The organism is Escherichia sp. Marseille-Q3837 (genome assembly GCF_916618735.1).
Lineage (GTDB): Bacteria > Pseudomonadota > Gammaproteobacteria > Enterobacterales > Enterobacteriaceae > Escherichia > Escherichia ruysiae.
Map to the genome: position 1 here is coordinate 1,144,854 of NZ_CAKAKC010000001.1, position 22,604 is coordinate 1,167,457.

Below are 22,604 nucleotides of genomic sequence, written 5' to 3' on the forward strand. Positions count from 1 at the left end.
TTCCTCATGACGAATCGTATCTCTCGCCTTAAAACTGCGCTGTTTGCCAATACCCGTGAAATCTCGCTGGAGCGGGCGCTGCTTTATACCGCCAGCCATAAGCAAACCGAAGGCGAACCGGTGATTATTCGTCGGGCAAAAGCCACGGCGTATATCCTGGAACACGTTGAAATTTCGATTCGTGATGAAGAACTGATTGCCGGTAACCGCACCGTAAAACCTCGCGCCGGGATTATGTCACCGGAAATGGATCCTTACTGGTTGCTGAAAGAGCTGGAGCAATTCCCGACGCGACCGCAGGATCGCTTTGCTATCAGTGAAGAAGATAAACGTATCTACCGCGAAGAGTTGTTCCCGTACTGGGAAAAACGTTCGATGAAAGATTTCATCAACGGGCAGATGACGGATGAAGTAAAAGCCGCAACCAGCACGCAAATTTTCAGCATCAACCAGACGGATAAAGGTCAGGGGCACATTATTATTGATTACCCGCGCCTGCTGAATCACGGGCTGGGTGAGCTGGTGGCGCAGATGCAGCAACATTGTCAGCAACAGCCGGAGAATCACTTTTATCAGGCCGCGCTGTTACTGCTGGAAGCTTCACAAAAACACATTTTGCGTTACGCCGAACTGGCGGAAACGATGGCGGCAAACTGCACCGATGCCCAGCGTCGCGAAGAATTGCTGACTATTGCGGAGATCTCCCGCCATAACGCGCAACATAAGCCGCAGACGTTCTGGCAGGCGTGCCAGTTGTTCTGGTACATGAACATCATTCTGCAATACGAATCCAACGCCAGTTCGCTGTCGTTAGGGCGCTTCGACCAGTATATGTTGCCGTTCTATCAGACATCATTAACCCAGGGCGAAGACCCGGCGTTCCTGAAAGAACTGCTCGAATCTTTATGGGTGAAGTGCAACGACATCGTGCTGTTACGCTCCACCAGCAGCGCGCGCTATTTTGCGGGATTCCCGACCGGCTATACCGCGCTGCTCGGCGGTTTAACGGAAAACGGACGTAGTGCGGTGAACGTGCTTTCGTTCCTCTGCCTCGACGCCTATCAAAGCGTGCAATTACCGCAACCGAACCTGGGCGTGCGCACTAACGCCTTGATCGACACGCCGTTCCTGATGAAAACCGCAGAAACCATTCGCCTCGGCACCGGTATTCCGCAAATATTCAACGATGAAGTGGTGGTGCCTGCGTTCCTCAACCGTGGCGTTTCGCTGGAAGATGCGCGCGACTATTCAGTGGTCGGTTGCGTGGAGTTGTCTATTCCTGGCAGAACTTACGGCTTGCACGACATCGCGATGTTTAACCTGCTGAAAGTGATGGAAATTTGTCTGCATGAAAATGAAGGCAATGCTGCGCTGACTTATGAAGGTTTACTGGAACAGATCCGCGCCAAGATCAGCCACTACATCACCCTGATGGTTGAAGGCAGCAATATTTGTGATATCGGCCATCGCGACTGGGCGCCAGTGCCGCTGCTTTCGTCGTTTATCAGCGATTGTCTGGAAAAAGGCCGCGATATTACCGATGGCGGCGCGCGTTATAACTTCTCCGGCGTACAGGGGATCGGTATTGCCAACCTGAGCGATTCTCTCCATGCGTTGAAAGGGATGGTTTTTGATCAACAGCGTTTAAGTTTTGACGAATTGTTGTCGGTATTAAAAGCCAACTTCGCAACGCCAGAAGGTGAAAAAGTTCGCGCTCGCTTAATTAACCGCTTTGAGAAATACGGCAACGATATCGACGAGGTGGATAACATTAGCGCCGAACTGTTGCGGCACTACTGCAAAGAAGTGGAAAAATACCAGAACCCGCGCGGCGGCTACTTCACGCCGGGATCGTATACCGTTTCGGCCCACGTTCCGTTGGGATCGGTGGTTGGCGCGACGCCAGACGGTCGTTTTGCCGGAGAACAGCTGGCAGACGGCGGCTTGTCACCCATGCTGGGCCAGGACGCACAAGGACCAACGGCGGTACTGAAGTCAGTCAGTAAGCTCGATAACACGCTGCTGTCTAACGGTACGTTGCTGAATGTGAAATTCACTCCGGCGACCCTGGAAGGTGAGGCGGGATTACGCAAACTGGCCGACTTCTTACGGGCATTTACCCAGCTTAAGTTGCAGCATATTCAGTTTAACGTGGTGAACGCCGACACGTTGCGGGAAGCGCAAAAGCGCCCACAAGATTATGCCGGGCTGGTGGTGCGCGTTGCCGGATACAGTGCCTTCTTTGTCGAACTGTCGAAGGAGATCCAGGATGACATCATCCGCCGGACAGCGCATCAGTTGTAACGTTGTGGAAACGCGCCGCGATGACGTGGCGCGCATTTTCAACATTCAGCGTTATTCGCTGAATGACGGTGAAGGCATCCGCACGGTGGTCTTTTTTAAAGGCTGCCCACATCTTTGCCCGTGGTGTGCTAATCCGGAGTCGATCTCCGGCAAAATCCAGACGGTACGCAGAGAGGTGAAATGTCTGCACTGCGCGAAATGTTTACGTGATGCGGATGAATGCCCCTCCGGGGCGTTTGAACGGATTGGTCGCGATATCAGCCTTGACGCGCTGGAGCGGGAAGTGATGAAAGATGACATTTTCTTTCGCACGTCCGGCGGCGGCGTCACGCTTTCTGGCGGCGAAGTGTTAATGCAGGCGGAATTTGCGACCCGTTTTTTACAGCGACTTCGGCTGTGGGGCGTCTCATGTGCCATCGAAACTGCCGGAGACGCGCCAGCCAGCAAGCTGTTACCACTGGCGAAATTGTGCGATGAAGTGTTGTTCGATTTAAAAATTATGGACGCGACTCAGGCGTGGGATGTGGTGAAGATGAACCTGCCACGCGTGCTGGAGAATCTGCGTTTGCTGGTAAGCGAAGGTGTCAACGTGATCCCGCGTTTACCGCTGATCCCTGGTTTCACACTCAGCCGGGAGAATATGCAGCAGGCGCTGGACGTGCTGATCCCGCTGAATATCAGGCAAATCCACCTGTTGCCGTTTCATCAGTACGGTGAACCGAAATACCGCCTGCTGGGGAAAACATGGTCGATGAAAGAGGTTTCTGCGCCCTCGTCAGCCGATGTGGCAACGATGCGCGAAATGGCAGAACGAGCCGGATTTGAGGTTACCGTGGGGGGGTAAAATGGCATACCTGGTGGCAGTAACCGCCTGCGTCAGTGGCGTGGCGCATACTTATATGGCGGCAGAACGGCTGGAAAAATTATGCCAGTTAGAGAAGTGGGGCGTCAGCATTGAAACCCAGGGGGCGCTGGGAACGGAGAATCGTTTAGCGGACGAGGATATCCGTCGGGCGGATGTTGCGCTGTTGATTACGGATATCGAGCTTGCTGGTGCCGAGCGATTTGAGCATTGCCGCTATGTGCAATGCAGCATCTACGCATTCCTGCGTGAGCCGCAGCGGGTAATGAGCGCGGTGCGCAAAGTGCTTTCTGCGCCGCAGCAAACCCATCTTATTCTGGAGTAGTCGGTTTTTCTGTCAGTTGGCTGTGGTATTGCCGACGATATTCTGACGGCGAGCGTTCGGTGTTTTTACGAAACAGGCGGCAGAAGTAGTTGCTGTCGACAAAGCCGCAGGCGTGCGCCACTTCTTTTACCTTCAGGTCATAGCCTTTCAACAACGTTTTTGCATGTTCCAGCCGTGTATGATTCAGGTATTCGTTAAAGCCCGTCGCACCCGTTTTTTGAAACAGGTGGGAGAGGTAATTGGGCGAAATATAGAATGCTTGCGCGACAGATTCACGGGTTAGCGCGGAGGCATAGCGTTCATCGATATAATCGCGAATCGCTTCAAATAGTGCCTGGCTGCGTGAGGCGGTCTGGATTTGACTGCCGAGCAAGTCGCGGCAGTGGCTAAGCAGGCTGGCGACGATAAGCCTTGCCGTTTGCTGCTCCTGTGGCTGCATTTGCATTTCATTGAGTGTTTGCAGCAAGAATGAACCAATGCGCGGGCCGCGTCGGGCGACGTGCTGCTTTGCCAGATTTTGGTATTGCTTGCCATCCCATTGTACGACGCTGAAGCCGAGTTGCTGTTTGCCAAACAGCACGCTAAAGGTGGTAGCGGGTGTTTTCCATTGTGGAAAATTCCAGCCACCAGCGGGAACGTACAGCACATCGCCGGGAACTAACGTTGCGCCAGCGCCGGTATCAACAAACTCACCTTCCAGCACAATTTCCAGCCGTGGAAAATCGACCTGATACGCAAGATCGGGCACCGGGCCGTTACTGCTGGCAAAGTAAATCTGGCGCAGGGACAGCGGGCCGTTGATCAGGCGGGAGAGCAGATAGCTGACGTCGTGATACATGTTATTCCCTTAGGTATGTAGACGGGAAAACAGTAACTGGCATTATGAAAAAAGGCCACCTGAAAAGTGTGGCCTGATGAGAGTTCGATGTAAACATTGCGGCAGTATCGCATCCGGCAAATAGCGCCAGACGCGATACAAAGGTCATTTACTGATTACCCACCTGATCGCCATACGGCAGTGTGTCGTAATCGATCAGCGCGTTTTTCTTGTACGGGTTGCCAATCCAGCGGGTGGTTTCTTTGAACTGCGGGTTCACCACCGAACGGGTTGGATCGTAACTGTCGTAAGATAAGCCCGCCAAATCCGACCAGGTGTGGATCAGTTCCGCCAGGCTATATTTACGATCGACATCCTGCGAGAAATCACGCGGATGAGTCGCCTGCCATTTTTCCGACGTCCACAGCAGGAACGGAATGGTGTACATATGACGCGTCGGGTTATCTTCGTTACGCCCCTGGGTTTTGTGCGGCGGCGTGTCGTAAACCTCTTCACCGTGATCAGAGAAGTAAACCAGGAAACCGTTCGGATCGGTCGCTTTAAAGTCTTTAATCAGGCTGGCAACCACATGATCGTTATACAGGTTAGCGTTGTCATAATCGTTATACGACTCCAGCTCTTCTGCGCTTAATCCTGGTGGGACATGATCGGTATTGCCATCAAACTTGCCCTGATCTTCCGGGTAACGGTACTTGTATTTGATATGTGTACCCAGCAGATGAACGATGATCAGTTTCTTCGGCGCAGGGTCCTTCAGCACTTCCTGGAACGGCTTCAGCACGTTAGTGTCGTATTCACGCGCACTCTGGGTACGTTGCTGGTTCATGTAGTACTGCTTGTCGGTCTGGCGCGAAAATACCGTCAGCATGGTATTGCGGGCGGTCATCGTCTGCTGGTTGGTTATCCAGAAGGTTTTATAACCCGCCTGTTTCATCATGTTCATCAGCGACGGTTGCGTCAGATACAGGTCAGGGTTCTTTTCGTTGGCAAAAGTCAGCGCCTGTTGCAGGATTTCAATGGTGTACGGACGAGACGTAACCACGTTATTAAATACGGTCAGATTCGGATCGGTTTTATGCAGCGCATCCAGTTCTGGCGTGGTTTCACGCGGATAACCATACAGACTCATACGTCCACGCTGGGTTGACTCGCCAATCACCAGTACCAGGGTGCGTGGTTCGTTGCCAGATTCATCTTTGAAATTAGCCAGCGGCGGTAATGCATTATTTTCATTCAGCAGCTTCGTCAGCGAGTTAAGTTGCTGGCGATACTGATAATAACCGGTCAGGAATTGCCACGGGGCGGCAGGTTCCATGCGCGATGCCAGGTTATTCAACGTTTTCTCAAACGGCTTGTTTTTGATAAACGTATTCATGGCGATCGGATGCAGAATCAAACCGTAAAGCAGGGCAAAAGAGACGATATAACGCCACGGCTTCGGAATATAGACCGGGCGCAGGCGTGTCCACAGCAGAACTGCCACCGCCGTATAGGCCAGCGCGATAAGCACAATCTTCAGGCTGAAATACTGGCTTAAATACTCGCTGGCTTCGTTGGTGTTGGTTTCAAACATCACAAACAGAACGCTCTGCGAGAACTCCTGACCGTAGATGACGTAGTAGCACAGCGCCGCCAGAGAGGCCGCCCACAGCACCACGCCGATCACTGCGGCAATAATTTTAATCCGCTTCGGAAAGAGGAATACCGGGATCAACCACAGCGAACTGAACAGCAGTGAGTCGCGAATGCCGTTGGTGCCGCTGTAGCCGCTGATGTAAATAATGGCCTGTAACAGGGTAGAGAAAAACCAAAAGTAGAGCAGTGCCCAACCCAGGGCTTTCCAGCTAAAAAGGGGTTTAGTCTGGACTTCAGTGGAATGCATAGTAAGAACCCGTTTTGGATAATAGCGCCGAATGTAAGGACAAAACCTTAAGGATATCTGAAGGGATATCCAGAATCTGGGTGAAATGCAGACAGAAATATATTGAAAACGAAGGTGTTAGAACAGAAGTATTTCAGAAAACCCTCGCGCTATTGCACGAGGGTTGATAGAGGATGGGGGTTAGCCGGTATTACGCATACCTGCTGCAATTCCGGCAATAGTGACCATCAACGCTTGTTCGACGCGGGGATCCGGCTCCTGGCCTTCTTTTTCTGCCTGGCGGGAGCGGTGCAGCAACTCTGCCTGCAGTACGTTCAGCGGGTCAGTGTATATATTTCGTAGCTGAATAGACTCGGCAATCCACGGTAGATCGGCCATCAGATGGGAATCGTTGGCAATTGCCAGCACCACTTTGATGTCTTCTTCTTGCAGATTGCGTAACTCTTTACCTAACGGCCACAGCTCTTTGTCGACCAGGCGTTGGTCATAGTATTCCGCCAGCCACAGGTCTGCTTTGGCGAAGACCATTTCCAGCATTCCCAGACGCGTTGAGAAGAACGGCCAGTCGCGGCACATGGCTTCCAGTTCGCTCTGTTTGCCATCTTCCACCACTTTTTGCAGCGCAGTACCCGCGCCCAGCCAGGCTGGGAGCATCAGGCGGTTTTGTGTCCAGGCAAAAATCCACGGAATTGCGCGCAGTGATTCGACGCCGCCGGTCGGGCGACGTTTCGCCGGACGTGAACCTAACGGCAGTTTGCCCAGTTCCTGTTCCGGCGTGGCGGAGCGGAAGTATGGAACAAAGTCTTTGTTTTCACGCACATAACCACGGTAGAGATCGCAGGAGATGACCGAAAGTTCATCCATAATATGACGCCAGCTCTCTTTCGGCTCCGGCGGTGGCAGCAGGTTGGCTTCCAGAATCGCCCCGGTGTACAGCGACAGGCTGCTGACCGTGATTTCTGGCAGACCGTACTTAAAGCGGATCATCTCGCCCTGTTCGGTCACGCGCAGGCCGCCTTTCAGGCTTCCTGGCGGTTGCGATAGCAGCGCCGCATGAGCCGGTGCGCCGCCGCGACCAATAGAACCACCGCGACCGTGGAACAGCGTCAGTTCAATACCCGCTTTTTCGCAGGTTTTGATTAACGCATCCTGTGCCTGATATTGCGCCCAGGAAGCCGCCATCACGCCCGCATCTTTTGCCGAGTCGGAATAGCCAATCATCACCATCTGTTTGCCCTGAATCAGGCCGCGATACCAGTCGATATTCAGCAGCTGGGTCATGACATCGTTGGCGTTGTTCAGGTCATCGAGAGTTTCAAACAGCGGTGCGACTGGCATCGCAAATCCAATACCTGCTTCTTTCAACAGCAGGTGAACGGCCAGTACGTCGGACGGCGTTTTCGCCATCGAGATCACGTAGGCGGCAATCGAACCTTGCGGTGCTTCGGCAATCACCTGACAGGTATCAAGCACTTCGCGCGTTTCGGCGCTTGGCTGCCAGTTGCGTGGCAGAAGCGGACGTTTGGAGTTCAGTTCGCGGATCAGGAACGCCTGTTTGTCGGCCTCTGACCAGCTTTCGTAGTCGCCGATGCCGAGATAGCGGGTCAGTTCACCCAGTGCTTCGGTATGACGGGTGCTCTCCTGACGGATATCAATACGCACCAGCGGTACGCCGAAACATTTCACGCGGCGCAGAGTGTCGAGCAGATCGCCGTTGGCGATAATGCCCATACCACACGCCTGAAGGGACTGGTAGCAAGCGTAGAGCGGCTCCCACAGTTCTTCGTTCTGCGTCAGCAGACCTTCCGGCTTCGGCAGTTCTTCACCTTTCAGGCGCGCTTCCAGCCAGGCCTGTGTTGCCATCAGGCGGGAACGCAGGTTTTTCATCAGATAGCGATACGGTTCTGCGGCACCTTCTTCGCCAACCAGCGCCAGCAGTTCAGGGGTTGCTTCAACCATCGACAGTTCAGAAACCAGAACCTGAATATCTTTCAGGAACAGGTCGGTTGCTTTCCAACGGCTGAGCAGCAGGACGTGGCGGGTGATATCGGCAGTGACGTTCGGGTTGCCGTCGCGGTCGCCGCCCATCCACGAGGTAAAACGCACCGGAACAAATTCGACGGGCAGTTTGTAGCCGAGATTCTCTTCCAGTTGTTCGTTCAGTTCGCGCAGGTAATTCGGTACGCCTTGCCACAGGCTGTTTTCTACTACGGCAAAGCCCCATTTGGCTTCATCTATCGGGCTTGGGCGCAGCTTACGGATTTCATCGGTATGCCATGACTGGGCGATCAACTGGCGCAGGCGGCGCATCAGTTGGTTGTGTTCGTAGTCGGCGATATCTTTGTTGTCGAGCTGTTTTAAGCACGCGTTCACTTCCACCATTTTGTGGATCAGTGTACGACGAGTAATTTCGGTTGGGTGCGCAGTGAGTACCAGTTCCAGCGACAGTGATTCCACCGCTTTTTTGATGGTGTCTTCGCTCAGTTCCGGCTGGTTTTTCAGTTTACGCAGGGTGCGGGCGATCACTTCCGGATTGCTGGCAGCCTCGCCTTTCGGCGAAATGCTGTGGTATTGCTCGGCGGTGTTGGCCAGGTTCAGGAACTGACTAAACGCACGCGCAACGGGCAGCAGCTCGTCGTTCGACAAATTTTGTAAGGTGGTGAGCAACTCCTGGCGGTTAGCATCATTGCCAGCGCGTGAAGATTTGGACAACTTACGGATAGTTTCTACGCGTTCAAGAATGTGTTCTCCCAACGCATCCTTGATGGTTTCTCCCAGCACTTTGCCGAGCATGCTGACATTACTACGCAATGCGGAATATTGTTCGTTCATATTACCCCAGACACCCCATCTTATTGTTTGAAGCCCGGTATCCTTCACGTCGCATTGGCGCGAATATGCTCGGGCTTTGCTTTTCGTCGTCTTTTATAAAGCCACGTAAAAGCGGTGACGTCAAATGCTGCGAAATCGCTTCAGCAAACGAATAAATAGCAGGAATTTACGCCATTAAATTCACGACGCTTTAAATAAGCGTAACTTATGGGAATGTTAAAAAATCGCCATACATAACACCAAAGGTGTAGGTTGGATAAGATGCGCAAGCATCGCATCCGACATTATTGCGGCACTGGAGTTTGGTAACAGTCTCGGATGCGGCGCAAGCGCCTTATCCGGCCTACGGTTGGGCACCGTTTGAGTCACTGTAGGTCGGATAAGATGCGCAAGCATCGCATCCGACATTATTGCGGCGCTGGAGTTTGGTAACAGTCTCGGATGCGTCGCGAGCGCCTTATCCTGCCTACGTTTTAATGCCAGCAGAAATGGTGAATGACCTGGGTGATCAGTTCGCGGGTGGGTTTAATAAACCGCGTCTCCAGATATTCATCAGGCTGATGAGCCTGATTAATTGAGCCTGGACCCAACACTAGCGTCGGGCATAACGTCTGAATAAACGGCGCTTCGGTACAGTAGTTCACCACTTCGGTCTTTGCACCGAGTAATTTCTCAACCACTTCAACCAGTTGATGGTTCGGCGGGCACTCGTAACCAGGGATCGGCGGATGCAGCTCTTCGACCGTCAGACGACCCGGCCAGCGTTCGCTCACCGGAGCCAGCGCGTCGTTGAGTAAGCCATTAAGTTCATTGAGCGTCATGCCAGGCAACGGACGAATATCCATATGCAACTCGCAGCAAGCGCAAATACGGTTAGAGGCGTCACCACCGTGAATATGCCCAAGGTTGAGCGTGGGATATGGCACGGTAAACGCTTCGTAGTGATAACGCTCTTTCAGGTTATCGCGCAATTGTAAAATATGACCGATGGCGTCGTGCATCAGTTCGATAGCGTTAACTCCGCGCGACGGATCGCTGGAATGCCCCGACTGACCCAGAATGCGAATGGCATTGGAGATGTGGCCTTTATGCGCGCGTACCGGTTGTAGCGACGTCGGTTCGCCAATGATGGCGCAATCCGGGCGCAGGGCGGTGGTTTCGGCAAAATAACGCGCTCCGGCCATACTGGTTTCTTCATCGGCAGTCGCCAGAATGTAGAGCGGTTTTTTCAGTTTCGTGACGTCGACGTCGCGTAGCGCATCGAGGATAAACGCAAAGAAGCCTTTCATGTCGGCGGTGCCTAAGCCGTAAAGCTTGCCGTCATGCTCCGTCAGCGTAAACGGATCGCGCGTCCAGCGACCATCATCAAACGGCACCGTATCGGTATGCCCCGCCAGCAGCAAGCCGCCAGCACCCTGTCCGCAACTGGCCAGCATATTAAATTTGTTGCGAGTTCCTGGCACAGGCTGCACTTCCACATTGAAGCCCAAATCTTTAAACCAGCCCGCCAGCAGAGTGATTAAATCTGCATTGCTTTGATCGAGTGCCTCTTCCGTGGCGCTTATTGAAGGTGTGGCAATCAGAGCACGGTAAATCTCGATAAATGGCGGTAATTTGTTTTTCATTGTTGACACACCTCTGGTCATGATAGTATCAATATTCATGCAGTAATTGTGAATAAAAATACACTAACGTTGAGCGTAATAAAACCCACCAGCCGTAAGGTGAATGTTTTACGTTTAACCTGGCAACCAGACATAAGAAGGTGAATAGCCCCGATGTTGAATACGCTGATTGTGGGTGCCAGCGGCTACGCTGGCGCAGAGCTAGTGACCTATGTAAATCGCCATCCGCATATGAACATAACCGCTTTGACTGTTTCAGCGCAAAGCAATGATGCGGGAAAGTTAATCTCCGATTTGCATCCGCAGCTAAAAGGCATCGTTGATCTGCCGTTGCAGCCGATGTCGGATATCAGCGAGTTTAGCCCAGGGGTGGACGTGGTGTTTCTCGCCACCGCCCATGAAGTTAGCCACGATTTAGCACCGCAATTTCTTGAAGCGGGCTGCGTGGTGTTTGACCTTTCCGGCGCGTTTCGTGTTAACGACGCTGCCTTCTATGAAAAATATTACGGCTTTACCCATCAATACCCGGAACTGCTGGAACAGGCCGCTTATGGTCTGGCGGAGTGGTGCGGCAATAAATTAAAAGAAGCGAACTTAATTGCGGTGCCGGGATGTTATCCGACGGCGGCACAACTGGCGCTGAAACCGTTGATTGATGCCGATCTTCTCGACCTCAGTCAGTGGCCGGTGATTAACGCCATCAGCGGTGTGAGCGGAGCGGGACGTAAGGCAGCGATTTCAAACAGCTTTTGTGAAGTTAGCCTGCAACCGTATGGTGTCTTTACCCATCGCCACCAGCCGGAGATCGCCACGCATCTCGGTGCTGACGTTATCTTCACCCCGCATCTGGGCAATTTCCCGCGCGGCATTCTCGAAACCATTACCTGCCGCCTGAAACCGGGTGTGACCCAGGCGCAAGTCGCGCAAGCGTTACAGCGGGCGTATGCGCATAAACCGCTGGTACGGCTATATGACAAAGGTGTTCCGGCACTGAAAAATGTCGTCGGGCTGCCGTTCTGTGATATCGGGTTTGCCGTTCAGGGCGAGCATCTGATTATTGTGGCGACCGAAGACAATTTATTGAAAGGTGCGGCGGCACAAGCGGTACAGTGCGCCAATATTCGTTTCGGTTATGCGGAAACGCAGTCTCTTATTTAAGGGTGCAATGATGAATCCATTAATTATCAAACTGGGCGGCGTACTGCTGGATAGTGAAGAGGCGCTGGAGCGTCTGTTTAGCGCACTGGTGAATTATCGTGAGTCACATCAGCGTCCGCTGGTGATTGTGCACGGCGGCGGCTGCGTGGTGGATGAGCTGATGAAAGGGCTGAATCTGCCGGTGAAAAAGAAAAATGGCCTGCGGGTAACGCCTGCGGATCAGATAGACATTATCACCGGAGCACTGGCGGGAACGGCAAATAAAACCCTGCTGGCATGGGCGAAGAAACATCAGATTGCGGCCGTAGGTTTGTTTCTCGGTGACGGCGACAGCGTCAAAGTGACCCAGCTTGATGAAGAGTTAGGTCATGTTGGACTGGCGCAGCCAGGTTCGCCTAAGCTTATCAACACATTGCTGGAGAACGGCTATCTGCCGGTGGTCAGCTCCATTGGCGTAACAGACGAAGGGCAACTGATGAACGTCAATGCCGATCAGGCGGCAACGGCGCTGGCGGCAACGCTGGGCGCGGATCTGATTTTGCTCTCCGACGTCAGTGGCATTCTCGACGGCAAAGGGCAACGTATTGCCGAAATGACCGCCGCGAAAGCAGAACAACTGATTGAGCAGGGTATTATTACCGACGGCATGATAGTGAAAGTGAACGCGGCGCTGGATGCTGCGCGCACGCTCGGCCGTCCGGTAGATATCGCCTCCTGGCGTCATGCGGAACAGCTTCCGGCACTGTTTAACGGTATGCCGATGGGTACGCGGATTTTAGCTTAAGTTTTGTTAGCCGGAGGCGCAGCTTTCCGGCATTGAATTTCAAAATAAGGAAACAGAGTTATGGCACTTTGGGGCGGGCGTTTTACCCAGGCAGCAGATCAACGGTTCAAACAATTCAACGACTCACTGCGCTTTGATTACCGTCTGGCGGAGCAGGATATTGTTGGCTCTGTGGCCTGGTCCAAAGCCCTGGTAACGGTCGGCGTGTTAACCGCAGAAGAGCAGGCGCAACTGGAAGAGGCGCTGAACGTGCTGCTGGAAGATGTTCGCGCCAGGCCACAACAAATCCTTGAAAGCGACGCCGAAGATATCCATAGCTGGGTGGAAGGCAAACTGATCGACAAAGTGGGCCAGTTAGGCAAAAAGCTGCATACCGGGCGTAGCCGTAATGATCAGGTAGCGACTGACCTGAAACTGTGGTGCAAAGATACCGTTAGCGAGTTACTGACGGCTAACCGGCAGCTGCAATCGGCGCTGGTGGAAACCGCACAAAACAATCAGGACGCGGTAATGCCAGGTTACACGCACCTGCAACGCGCCCAGCCGGTAACGTTCGCGCACTGGTGCCTGGCCTATGTTGAGATGCTGGCGCGTGATGAAAGCCGCTTGCAGGATGCACTTAAACGTCTGGATGTCAGCCCGCTAGGCTGTGGCGCGCTGGCGGGAACGGCCTATGAAATCGACCGTGAACAGTTAGCAGGCTGGCTGGGCTTTGCCTCAGCGACCCGTAACAGTCTCGACAGCGTTTCTGACCGTGACCACGTGCTGGAACTGCTTTCTGCTGCCGCTATCGGCATGGTGCATCTGTCGCGTTTTGCCGAAGATCTGATTTTCTTTAACACCGGCGAAGCGGGGTTTGTGGAGCTTTCTGACCGCGTGACTTCCGGTTCATCATTAATGCCGCAGAAGAAAAACCCGGATGCGCTGGAGCTGATTCGCGGTAAATGCGGTCGAGTGCAGGGCGCGTTAACCGGCATGATGATGACGCTGAAAGGTTTGCCGCTGGCTTACAACAAAGATATGCAGGAAGACAAAGAAGGTTTGTTCGACGCGCTCGATACCTGGCTGGACTGCCTGCATATGGCGGCGCTGGTGCTGGACGGCATTCAGGTGAAACGCCCACGTTGCCAGGAAGCTGCTCAGCAGGGTTACGCCAACGCCACCGAACTGGCGGATTACCTGGTGGCGAAGGGCGTACCGTTCCGCGAGGCGCACCATATCGTGGGTGAAGCGGTGGTGGAAGCCATTCGTCAGGGTAAACCGCTGGAAGATCTGCCGCTGACCGAGTTGCAGAAATTCAGCCAGGTGATTGGCGAAGATGTCTATCCGATTCTGTCGCTGCAATCGTGCCTCGACAAGCGTGCGGCAAAGGGTGGTGTCTCACCGCAACAGGTGGCGCAGGCGATTGCTTTTGCAAGGGCGCGTTTGGGGTAACCTTGTTATTTTGCTCCCCTGAGAATGGGGAGTTTGCCTGATGTGCTTTGTTTATCATGTCTACGTAGTGTTGCACTTGTAGGCATGATAAGACGCGACAGCGTCGCATCAGGCAGTATTCTGTTGACCTTAAATTTAACGCCCAACCAGAACCATTATTTGTCACATGCCTTTTTATTCTTGCTTTACTCTCCCTATAAAAATCATTTTTAAATACACCAGGCGATACACAGTTTAATTAATTGAATATAATTAATTTCTATTGTTGTGTTTATTTTTAAGATCGATGGTGTTTATTATGTGATTATTTAACGCGTTGTTTTAACGATGATGATTAATAGTGTAGGTCAAATTTGAGGATATTTTTGTTCTCCGCCGGAAATTTTTGTTTTTAATGTGATCACGGTTGAATAATCACCCTTTCTCTCTTGTATGGTAGTAGGCTCGAAATTAAGTTTGAAGCGTCTATTTACAACACAGGAGATTGCAATAATGAAAATTATTGCTGCGGACGTTTTTGTTACTTGCCCCGGGCGTAATTTCGTTACGCTTAAAATAACCACTGAAAGCGGACTTTGTGGATTAGGAGATGCCACGTTAAATGGCCGCGAATTGTCGGTCGCTTCTTATCTGAAAGATCATCTTTGCCCACAATTAATTGGCCGCGATGCCAGCCGTATCGAAGATATCTGGCAATTCTTTTATAAAGGCGCTTACTGGCGGCGTGGTCCCGTCACGATGTCGGCCATTTCTGCCATTGATATGGCGTTGTGGGATATCAAAGCTAAAGCAGCCAATATGCCGCTGTATCAAATGCTTGGCGGTGCTTCTCGTGAGGGCGTGATGGTTTATTGCCATACCACCGGGCGCACGATTGATGAAGTTCTTGAGGATTATGCAAAGCACCAGCAGATGGGCTTTAAGGCGATTCGTGTGCAGTGCGGTGTGCCTGGGATGCAAACCACCTATGGCCTGGCGAAGGGCAAAGGACTGGCGTACGAACCGGCAACCAAAGGCCAGTGGCCGGAAGAGCAGTTGTGGTCGACGGAGAAGTATCTCGATTTCACGCCGAAGTTATTTGAGGCGGTGCGCAATAAGTTCGGTTTTAACGAACATCTGTTGCATGACATGCACCATCGCCTTACCCCCATCGAAGCGGCGCGCTTTGGAAAGAGCATTGAAGATTACCGCCTGTTCTGGATGGAAGATCCAACGCCTGCCGAGAATCAGGAATGTTTCCGTTTGATTCGCCAGCATACCGTAACGCCAATTGCGGTCGGAGAAGTGTTTAACAGTATCTGGGATTGCAAGCAGTTAATCGAAGAGCAGTTAATTGACTATATTCGCACCACGATAACCCATGCAGGCGGCATTACCGGGATGCGGCGGATTGCCGATTTTGCATCACTTTATCAGGTACGTACCGGTTCGCACGGTCCTTCTGATTTATCGCCCATTTGCCATGCGGCGGCGCTGCATTTTGACCTCTGGGTGCCAAACTTCGGCGTTCAGGAGTACATGGGCTATTCCGAACAAATGCTTGAAGTCTTCCCGCATAGCTGGCGCTTCGAGGAGGGGTATATGCATCCGGGCGATGAACCGGGGCTGGGTATTTCTTTCGATGAGAAACTGGCGGCGAAATATCCGTATGACCCGGCGTATCTCCCCGTCGCACGACTGGAAGATGGCACATTGTGGAACTGGTAATAACGGTTCGCTTAATTATTTTCTGAATAGTCATCAAATCGATTAATTCCGCTCAAGGAGCTAAAAATGGACGTTGATGTGTCAACCAGTGTTGCGGGTAATAAACCGCAACGGATTCGTCGTATTCAGACCGTGACCCTGGTTTTATTATTTATGGCGGGGGTCGTTAATTTTCTCGACCGTTCGTCATTGAGCGTGGCAGGCGAAGCGATTCGTGGCGAGTTAGGATTATCGGCGACAGAGTTTGGTTTTCTGCTTTCTGCATTTTCTCTGTCTTATGGTTTTTCACAACTTCCTTCCGGTATTTTGCTAGACCGCTTTGGCCCACGAATAGTTTTAGGCGCAGGCTTAATATTCTGGTCATTAATGCAGGCATTAACAGGAATGGTTAATTCTTTTAGCCACTTTATTTTAATGCGTATCGGTCTGGGTATTGGCGAAGCGCCATTTATGCCTGCGGGAGTAAAGTCGATCACCGACTGGTATGCACAAAAAGAACGCGGCACGGCGCTGGGAATTTTTAACTCATCTACCGTTATCGGTCAGGCCATCGCGCCTCCTGCTCTTGTATTGATGCAGTTGGCATGGGGCTGGCGGGCGATGTTCGTTATCATCGGCGTAGCGGGGATTCTGGTTGGGATTTGCTGGTACGTGTGGTATCGCAACCGGGCGCAGTTTGTCCTGACCGACGAAGAACGGACGTATCTCTCCGCGCCGGTTAAACCGCGTCCACAGCTGCAATTTAGCGAGTGGCTGGCGCTGTTTAAGCACCGGACAACCTGGGGGATGATTTTAGGTTTCTCTGGGGTTAACTATACCGGTTGGCTCTACATCGCGTGGTTACCCGGTTATTTGCAGGCCGAGCAAGGTTTCAGTCTGGCGAAAACGGGCTGGGTGGCGGCGATTCCTTTCCTCGCGGCGGCGGTCGGGATGTGGGTTAACGGTATTGTTGTCGATCGACTGGCGAAAAAAGGCTACGACCTGGCGAAGACGCGTAAAACGGCTATTGTCTGCGGTTTGATGATGTCGGCATTAGGAACGTTGCTGGTCGTGCAATCTTCCTCGCCTGCGCAAGCGGTGGCGTTTATCTCAATGGCGCTGTTCTGCGTGCATTTTGCGGGAACATCTGCATGGGGACTGGTTCAGGTGATGGTGTCAGAAACAAAAGTGGCTTCCATCGCCGGGATTCAAAACTTTGGTAGTTTTGTCTTTGCTTCCTTTGCCCCGATCGTAACCGGCTGGGTGGTGGATACCACGCACTCGTTTAATCTGGCGCTGGTTATCGCGGCCTGTGTGACCTTCACTGGTGCGCTGTGTTACTTCTTTATCGTCAAAGATCGCATTGAGTAAGTATTGCAGCCTGGCCCTCCGCTGGAGGGTCGGAAGAAATAAAAAAAAGCGGATCCTGGAGATCCGCAAAAGTTCACGTTGGCTTTAGTTATTCGAGTTGAGAAACTCTCGAAACGGGCAGTGACTTCAAGGGTTAAAGAGGTGCCGCTCCGTTTCTGTGAGCAATTATCAGTCAGAATGCTTGATAGGGATAATCGTTCGTTGCTATGCTACCTATCGCCATGAACTATCGTGGCGATGGAGGATGGATAATGAATATTCGTGATCTTGAGTACCTGGTGGCACTGGCCGAACACCGCCATTTTCGGCGTGCGGCAGATTCCTGCCACGTTAGCCAGCCGACGCTTAGCGGGCAAATTCGTAAGCTGGAAGATGAGCTGGGCGTGATGCTGCTGGAGCGAACCAGCCGTAAAGTGTTATTCACCCAGGCGGGAATGCTGCTGGTGGATCAGGCGCGTACCGTGCTGCGTGAGGTGAAAGTCCTTAAAGAGATGGCAAGCCAGCAGGGCGAGACCATGTCCGGGCCGCTGCACATTGGTTTGATTCCCACGGTCGGGCCTTACCTGCTACCGCATATTATCCCGATGCTGCACCAGACCTTTCCAAAGCTGGAAATGTATCTGCATGAAGCGCAGACCCACCAGTTACTGGCGCAACTGGACAGTGGCAAACTCGATTGCGTGATCCTCGCGCTGGTGAAAGAAAGCGAAGCATTCATTGAAGTGCCGTTGTTTGACGAACCAATGTTGCTGGCTATCTACGAAGATCATCCGTGGGCGAACCGCGAATGCGTACCGATGGCCGATCTGGCAGGGGAAAAACTGCTGATGCTGGAAGATGGTCACTGTCTGCGCGATCAGGCGATGGGCTTCTGCTTTGAAGCCGGGGCGGATGAAGATACACATTTCCGCGCCACCAGTCTGGAGACGCTGCGCAACATGGTGGCGGCAGGTAGCGGGATCACTTTACTGCCTGCGCTGGCTGTACCGCCAGAGCGCAAACGCGATGGCGTTGTTTATCTGCCGTGCATTAAGCCGGAACCACGCCGCACTATTGGCCTGGTATATCGTCCTGGCTCACCGCTGCGTAGTCGTTATGAACAACTGGCAGAGGCCATCCGCGCACGAATGGATGGCCATTTCGATAAAGCGTTAAAACAGGCGGTTTAAGCCGTTTAGTGCCGCTACCCGATAGGCTTCCGCCATGGTCGGGTAGTTAAAGGTGGTGTTAACGAAGTACTCAATGGTGTTGCCGCCACCTTTCTGTTCCATAATCGCCTGACCGATATGAATAATTTCGGCAGCGCGCTCGCCAAAGCAATGAATCCCAAGAATCTCTTTTGTTTCCCGATGGAATAAGATTTTCAGCGTACCCACGTTCATGCCAACGATTTGCGCTCGCGCCAGATGTTTGAACTGGGCGCGACCCACTTCATACGGCACTTTCATCGCGGTCAGTTGCTGTTCGGTTTTACCGACTGAGCTGATTTCCGGGATGGTGTAGATGCCGGTAGGGATATCTTCAATCAGATGCGCGGTGGCTTCACCTTTCACCAGCGCCTGTGCGGCGATGCGCCCCTGGTCATAGGCCGCCGACGCTAGGCTCGGATAACCAATCACGTCGCCCACGGCATAAACATGCGGCTGTGCGGTTTGATACATGCTATTGACCTTAAGCTGGCCACGACTGTCAGTTTCCAGACCAATATTATGCAGCGCCAGCGAATCGGTATTACCGGTGCGGCCGTTGGCATAGAGCAGGCAGTCGGCTTTTAGTTTCTTGCCTGATTTCAGGTGCATGATTACGCCGTCGTCACAACCTTCAATCTTCTCGTATTCTTCGTTGTGACGAATTACCACACCGCTGTTCCAGAAGTGGTACGAGAGAGAATCTGACATCTCTTGATCAAGAAACGCCAACAAACGATCGCGGGTGTTGATCAGATCCACTTTCACATCCATTCCACGGAAGATCGATGCGTATTCGCAGCCGATCACTCCGGCACCGTAGATAAGCACGTGGCGTGGTTCGTGATGCATGCTAAGAATTGAGTCGCTGTCGTAAATGCGCGGATGGGTAAAATCAACGTCCGCCGGATGATATGGACGAGAGCCGCAGGCAATAACAAATTTTTCTGCGGTCAGCGTTTCGACCGTGCCGTCCGGGCAATCAAGCGCCAGCGTATGCTCGTCAACAAAGCGAGCGTTCCCCTGCAATATTTCGCAGTGATTACGTTCGTAAAATCCCTGACGCATACGTGTTTGTTGATTAATCACGTTATCGGCATGGTTAAGGATATCGGCAAAAGAAGAGCGGAGCAGTCGCGAATGGTCGCTGTAAAGTGGGTTTTGATTGAATTCTATAATGCGGCTGACGGCGTGACGGAGAGCTTTCGACGGGATGGTGCCCCAGTGGGTGCAACCGCCGCCAACATTTTGATAACGCTCGATAACTGCGACGCGCGCACCTTGCTTAACCAGACCCATTGCAGCGCCTTCGCCGCCGGGGCCGGAACCTATTACTATGGCATCGTAATCGTAGGAATGTGGCATGGTAGGGCTTACCTGTTCTTATACATAAAAGCAACAGAATGGTAACATTTTATCGCGGGTAAGCCAATTGATCCCCGTCATTTATCTGGCTATATCGTGAGCGGCCTTTGCTTTGTCTTCCTCCTTCTTATTTTATTTATTCACTATTAATCGCTTTTTCTTGTGACTGGCAGTTTTATCTTGATGAAGTGTGCTTTTTTGTTATTGTCTTTGTGAAATTTTCTTATAAAACAAATATATAAATATTTTATATTGATGGGATATTTGTATTTATACCATCAATAAAATCCGTCAATTAGCCTGTTTATCTATAAATAAGGGAATAGCAGATGATCGAACACTATATTCGTGGGTTTGAGGAAGAACTGCGCGAGATTCGCCATCAGATCCATGAAAACCCGGAGCTGGGGTTACAGGAGTTTCAAACCAGTGCGTTGGTAGCAGAAAAGCTGCGCCAGTGGGGCTATGAGGTAGAGCAAGAGCTGGCGACGACCGGCGTGGTTGCCACCTTAAAAGTGGGCGACGGAGAGAAAAGTATTGGTTTGCGGGCGGATATGGATGCGTTACCGATTTATGAAAATAGCGGCAAACCCTGGTCCAGCAAACAACCTGGTTTGATGCACGCCTGTGGGCATGACGGGCATACCACAATATTGCTGGGTGCCGCGCGCTATCTTGCCGAAACCCGCCGCTTTAACGGCACGTTGCGTCTCATCTTCCAGCCAGCTGAAGAGATGATCAACGGCGGTGAGATTATGGTTAAAGAAGGTCTTTTTGACCGTTTCCCCTGCGATGTGATTTTCGGTATGCACAATATGCCGGGTCTGCCGGTTGGCAAGTTTTACTTTCAGCCAGGGGCGCTGATGGCGTCAATGGATCAGTTCCACATTACGGTTCGTGGCTGTGGTGGACATGGTGCGATTCCCCACAAAGCCATCGACCCGGTGCTGGTCGCGGCACATATCACCACCGCATTACAAAGTATTGTGTCGCGCAATGTCGATCCGCTGGAAGCAGCAGTCATTACCGTTGGCAGCATTGTTGCGGGTGAGGCTGCTAACGTCATTCCAGATAGTGCTGAGATGAAAATCAGCGTCCGCTCGCTTAGCCGTGAAACCCGGCAACTTCTTCTGACCCGTATTCCTGCTCTGGCACAAGCCCAGGCCGTTAGCTTTGGCGCTACGGCTGATGTGATGCATGTTAACGGCACTCCGGTGTTAGTGAATGATGAGGCGATGGCGAGATTTGCCTGCCAGGTGGCCTGCGAAACGTTTGGTGAAGACAGGGCGGAGTTTGGCATCAAGCCTCTGATGGGCAGTGAAGACTTCTCTTTCATGCTGGAAGCCCAGCCAAAAGGCGCTTTCCTGTTGTTCGGTAATGGTGATGTCGGGGAAGGTTCCTGCATGGTGCATAACCCCGGGTACGACTTCAACGATGCAAGTCTGGTGCCGGCAAGTAGCTACTGGGGCGCGCTGGTGGAAGCCTGGTTGCAATAAATAAAACAACACACAACAACACTTTCTGGCAAGGAATATGGAATGACGGCGATCGTAAATGAATCGGTGGGCGTAAAGAAAAAGCCCAGCGGTAAGCGGGTGATTTTTGCCTCGGCGTTTGGCAATGCGCTCGAATTTTTTGATTTTGGCGTTTACAACTTTTTTGTGGTCTATATCAGTACACTTTTCTTTCCTCCCAGTGCCGATCATAACGTTGCGCTGTTACTGGCATTTGCGACTTTTGGCGTGAGCTTTTTTATGCGCCCGCTTGGTGGGATTATCGTTGGCGCCTGGGCCGATCGTTTCGGACGCAAACCCGCGATGGTGTTCACCATTGCCCTGATGAGCCTTGGTACACTGATGATCGGCATCGCGCCGACCTATGCGACGGCGGGCTATTGGGGAACGGCAACGCTGGTGCTGGCGCGTCTGATCCAGGGCGTTGCGGCAGGTGGTGAAGTCGGCGCCTCAATGTCTTTGCTGGTTGAGTCTGCGCCGGCAAATCGTCGCGGCTTTTACAGCAGTTGGTCGCTGGCGACCCAGGGGCTGGCAACGACCTTTGGTGGCATCGTCGCTTTAGGGTTGAGTGCATGGCTGCCGTGTGCCACAGGTTCAGAGACCGTAATGGCGGAATGGGGCTGGCGAGTGCCGTTTTTTATTGGTGTGCTGTTAGCACCCATCGGTTGCTGGCTGCGCCTGAGTCTGGAAAATGATGCGCCTGAAGTGGCGAATAAGAAGAGTGCTGCTGCCAGCGAAAGTACGTTTTCCCTGCTTCTGCAACATAAAGCGACTCTCGCTAACGGTGTTTTACTCGCGATTGGCAGTACGGTAGCAACCTATATCTCCCTCTTTTACTACGGCACCTGGGCGGCGAAGTATCTGGCGATGCCTCAACATTATTCTCATGCAGCGATGTTACTGGCGGGCGTTATTACGTTTGTGGGGGCGCTGCTGGTGGGGATGCTGTGTGATTCGGTCGGGCGTAAAAAGCTGATTTTAATCTCCCGTGTGATGGTGCTTCTCTGTAGCTGGCCTTCGTTCTGGCTGTTGGTGAATTACCCAAGCCCTGGCATGTTGCTGACGGTGGTTTTCGTGATGGTCAGCTTTACTACGCTTGGCGGTGTGCCGGTAATGTTGTTGATTTCCGAACTATTGCCGAAACGGATCCGGGCATTGGGCTTCGCGCTGGTTTATAGCATTGGTGTGGCAATTTTTGGTGGTTTTGCACAATATTTCGCCACGCAATCTATCGTGTTACTGGAGAGTCTGACGGCTCCGGCGTGGTATCTGGGCGGCGGCACGTTGCTGTCGATGCTGGCGTTGTTGTTTGTGAAAGAACCAGCCAAAGAGCTGCAGTAAATGTGTTTTATTGCGTTACCGTTCATTCACAACACTGGAGCAATCCAGTATGTTCATTCTCTGGTATAGTGCCAGCAGTACTTTTGGCAAGGATTC

The 22,604-nt window shown here is 52.3% G+C and carries 16 protein-coding genes; 11 read left to right on the forward strand and 5 right to left on the reverse strand.

The window, feature by feature from the left end; genetic code table 11:
* Positions 1-6: 6 nt before the first annotated feature.
* The 3 genes from LG381_RS05395 to LG381_RS05405 are packed head-to-tail and all read left to right on the forward strand — an operon-like array spanning position 7 to position 3,491.
* Complete coding sequence (locus tag LG381_RS05395; protein ID WP_225762107.1) at positions 7-2,304, forward strand: formate C-acetyltransferase; 2,298 nt, start codon at positions 7-9, stop codon at positions 2,302-2,304.
* A complete protein-coding gene (locus LG381_RS05400; protein WP_225762108.1) occupies positions 2,270-3,148 on the forward strand; it encodes a [formate-C-acetyltransferase]-activating enzyme in 879 nt (292 codons plus the stop codon). Before LG381_RS05395 ends, LG381_RS05400 begins: the two co-directional genes overlap by 35 nt.
* Position 3,149: 1 nt before the next feature.
* Positions 3,150-3,491, forward strand: coding sequence for a PTS fructose-like transporter subunit IIB (locus LG381_RS05405; RefSeq protein WP_000323849.1), 342 nt, complete (start codon positions 3,150-3,152; stop codon positions 3,489-3,491).
* On the opposite strand, the gene LG381_RS05410 is transcribed toward LG381_RS05405, so the two are convergent.
* The 4 genes from LG381_RS05410 to argE form a co-directional block, all read right to left on the reverse strand.
* The gene (locus LG381_RS05410; RefSeq protein WP_222680637.1) at positions 3,478-4,329 is read right to left on the reverse strand and encodes an AraC family transcriptional regulator; all 852 of its coding nucleotides are present in this window, start codon (positions 4,327-4,329) and stop codon (positions 3,478-3,480) included. The two genes, LG381_RS05405 and LG381_RS05410, sit on opposite strands and share 14 nt — an antisense overlap.
* Positions 4,330-4,477: 148 nt before the next feature.
* Positions 4,478-6,211: a phosphoethanolamine transferase CptA gene (locus LG381_RS05415; RefSeq protein ID WP_225762109.1), complete on the reverse strand. Its 1,734-nt coding sequence runs from the start codon at positions 6,209-6,211 to the stop codon at positions 4,478-4,480.
* Between the two features lie 180 nt (positions 6,212-6,391).
* The gene (ppc, locus tag LG381_RS05420; protein WP_001005563.1) at positions 6,392-9,043 is read right to left on the reverse strand and encodes a phosphoenolpyruvate carboxylase; all 2,652 of its coding nucleotides are present in this window, start codon (positions 9,041-9,043) and stop codon (positions 6,392-6,394) included.
* Between the two features lie 473 nt (positions 9,044-9,516).
* On the reverse strand, positions 9,517-10,668 hold the full coding sequence (argE, locus tag LG381_RS05425) for an acetylornithine deacetylase (RefSeq protein ID WP_010346357.1): 1,152 nt from the start codon (positions 10,666-10,668) through the stop codon (positions 9,517-9,519).
* 153 nt (positions 10,669-10,821) lie between these two features.
* Between argE and argC the strand changes: the two genes are divergently transcribed.
* The 6 genes from argC to oxyR all read left to right on the forward strand — a co-directional run bounded on the left by argC (position 10,822) and on the right by oxyR (position 18,270).
* On the forward strand, positions 10,822-11,826 hold the full coding sequence (argC, locus tag LG381_RS05430; RefSeq protein ID WP_225762110.1) for an N-acetyl-gamma-glutamyl-phosphate reductase: 1,005 nt from the start codon (positions 10,822-10,824) through the stop codon (positions 11,824-11,826).
* Positions 11,827-11,833: 7 nt separating this feature from the next.
* Complete coding sequence (argB, locus tag LG381_RS05435) at positions 11,834-12,610, forward strand: acetylglutamate kinase (protein ID WP_001362445.1); 777 nt, start codon at positions 11,834-11,836, stop codon at positions 12,608-12,610.
* Positions 12,611-12,670: 60 nt separating this feature from the next.
* Positions 12,671-14,044 carry an argininosuccinate lyase gene (argH, locus tag LG381_RS05440; protein WP_001230092.1) on the forward strand — a complete coding sequence of 458 codons (1,374 nt, stop codon included), beginning with the start codon at positions 12,671-12,673 and terminating at the stop codon, positions 14,042-14,044.
* A 492-nt stretch (positions 14,045-14,536) separates the two neighbouring features.
* Positions 14,537-15,751 carry a D-mannonate dehydratase ManD gene (manD, locus tag LG381_RS05445; protein ID WP_225762111.1) on the forward strand — a complete coding sequence of 405 codons (1,215 nt, stop codon included), beginning with the start codon at positions 14,537-14,539 and terminating at the stop codon, positions 15,749-15,751.
* A gap of 66 nt (positions 15,752-15,817) precedes the next feature.
* Positions 15,818-17,101 carry an MFS transporter gene (locus LG381_RS05450; RefSeq protein ID WP_225762112.1) on the forward strand — a complete coding sequence of 428 codons (1,284 nt, stop codon included), beginning with the start codon at positions 15,818-15,820 and terminating at the stop codon, positions 17,099-17,101.
* A 251-nt stretch (positions 17,102-17,352) separates the two neighbouring features.
* Entirely contained in the window at positions 17,353-18,270 is a 918-nt protein-coding gene (oxyR, locus tag LG381_RS05455; RefSeq protein WP_001025936.1) for a DNA-binding transcriptional regulator OxyR, read from the forward strand.
* On the opposite strand, the gene sthA is transcribed toward oxyR, so the two are convergent.
* Complete coding sequence (gene sthA, locus LG381_RS05460; protein ID WP_001120821.1) at positions 18,253-19,653, reverse strand: Si-specific NAD(P)(+) transhydrogenase; 1,401 nt, start codon at positions 19,651-19,653, stop codon at positions 18,253-18,255. The two genes, oxyR and sthA, sit on opposite strands and share 18 nt — an antisense overlap.
* A 329-nt stretch (positions 19,654-19,982) precedes the next feature.
* Here sthA and LG381_RS05465 point away from each other — a divergent pair, with 329 nt between their 5' ends.
* Both LG381_RS05465 and LG381_RS05470 read left to right on the forward strand, forming a co-directional pair.
* Positions 19,983-21,149: a M20 aminoacylase family protein gene (locus LG381_RS05465; protein WP_225762113.1), complete on the forward strand. Its 1,167-nt coding sequence runs from the start codon at positions 19,983-19,985 to the stop codon at positions 21,147-21,149.
* 42 nt (positions 21,150-21,191) lie between these two features.
* Positions 21,192-22,508, forward strand: a complete 1,317-nt coding sequence (locus LG381_RS05470) for a citrate-proton symporter (RefSeq protein ID WP_225762114.1) — start codon at positions 21,192-21,194, stop codon at positions 22,506-22,508.
* Positions 22,509-22,604 lie beyond the last annotated feature (96 nt).

Excerpts from the sequence above, each read along its gene's own strand:
- LG381_RS05395 (WP_225762107.1), top strand. The coding sequence starts at position 7 with ATGACGAATCGTATCTCTCGCCTTAAAACTGCGCTGTTTGCCAATACC.
- LG381_RS05400 (WP_225762108.1), top strand. The coding sequence starts at position 2,270 with ATGACATCATCCGCCGGACAGCGCATCAGTTGTAACGTTGTGGAAACG.
- LG381_RS05405 (WP_000323849.1), top strand. The coding sequence starts at position 3,150 with ATGGCATACCTGGTGGCAGTAACCGCCTGCGTCAGTGGCGTGGCGCAT.
- LG381_RS05410 (WP_222680637.1), bottom strand. The coding sequence starts at position 4,329 with ATGTATCACGACGTCAGCTATCTGCTCTCCCGCCTGATCAACGGCCCG.
- LG381_RS05415 (WP_225762109.1), bottom strand. The coding sequence starts at position 6,211 with ATGCATTCCACTGAAGTCCAGACTAAACCCCTTTTTAGCTGGAAAGCC.
- ppc (WP_001005563.1), bottom strand. The coding sequence starts at position 9,043 with ATGAACGAACAATATTCCGCATTGCGTAGTAATGTCAGCATGCTCGGC.
- argE (WP_010346357.1), bottom strand. The coding sequence starts at position 10,668 with ATGAAAAACAAATTACCGCCATTTATCGAGATTTACCGTGCTCTGATT.
- argC (WP_225762110.1), top strand. The coding sequence starts at position 10,822 with ATGTTGAATACGCTGATTGTGGGTGCCAGCGGCTACGCTGGCGCAGAG.
- argB (WP_001362445.1), top strand. The coding sequence starts at position 11,834 with ATGATGAATCCATTAATTATCAAACTGGGCGGCGTACTGCTGGATAGT.
- argH (WP_001230092.1), top strand. The coding sequence starts at position 12,671 with ATGGCACTTTGGGGCGGGCGTTTTACCCAGGCAGCAGATCAACGGTTC.
- manD (WP_225762111.1), top strand. The coding sequence starts at position 14,537 with ATGAAAATTATTGCTGCGGACGTTTTTGTTACTTGCCCCGGGCGTAAT.
- LG381_RS05450 (WP_225762112.1), top strand. The coding sequence starts at position 15,818 with ATGGACGTTGATGTGTCAACCAGTGTTGCGGGTAATAAACCGCAACGG.
- oxyR (WP_001025936.1), top strand. The coding sequence starts at position 17,353 with ATGAATATTCGTGATCTTGAGTACCTGGTGGCACTGGCCGAACACCGC.
- sthA (WP_001120821.1), bottom strand. The coding sequence starts at position 19,653 with ATGCCACATTCCTACGATTACGATGCCATAGTAATAGGTTCCGGCCCC.
- LG381_RS05465 (WP_225762113.1), top strand. The coding sequence starts at position 19,983 with ATGATCGAACACTATATTCGTGGGTTTGAGGAAGAACTGCGCGAGATT.
- LG381_RS05470 (WP_225762114.1), top strand. The coding sequence starts at position 21,192 with ATGACGGCGATCGTAAATGAATCGGTGGGCGTAAAGAAAAAGCCCAGC.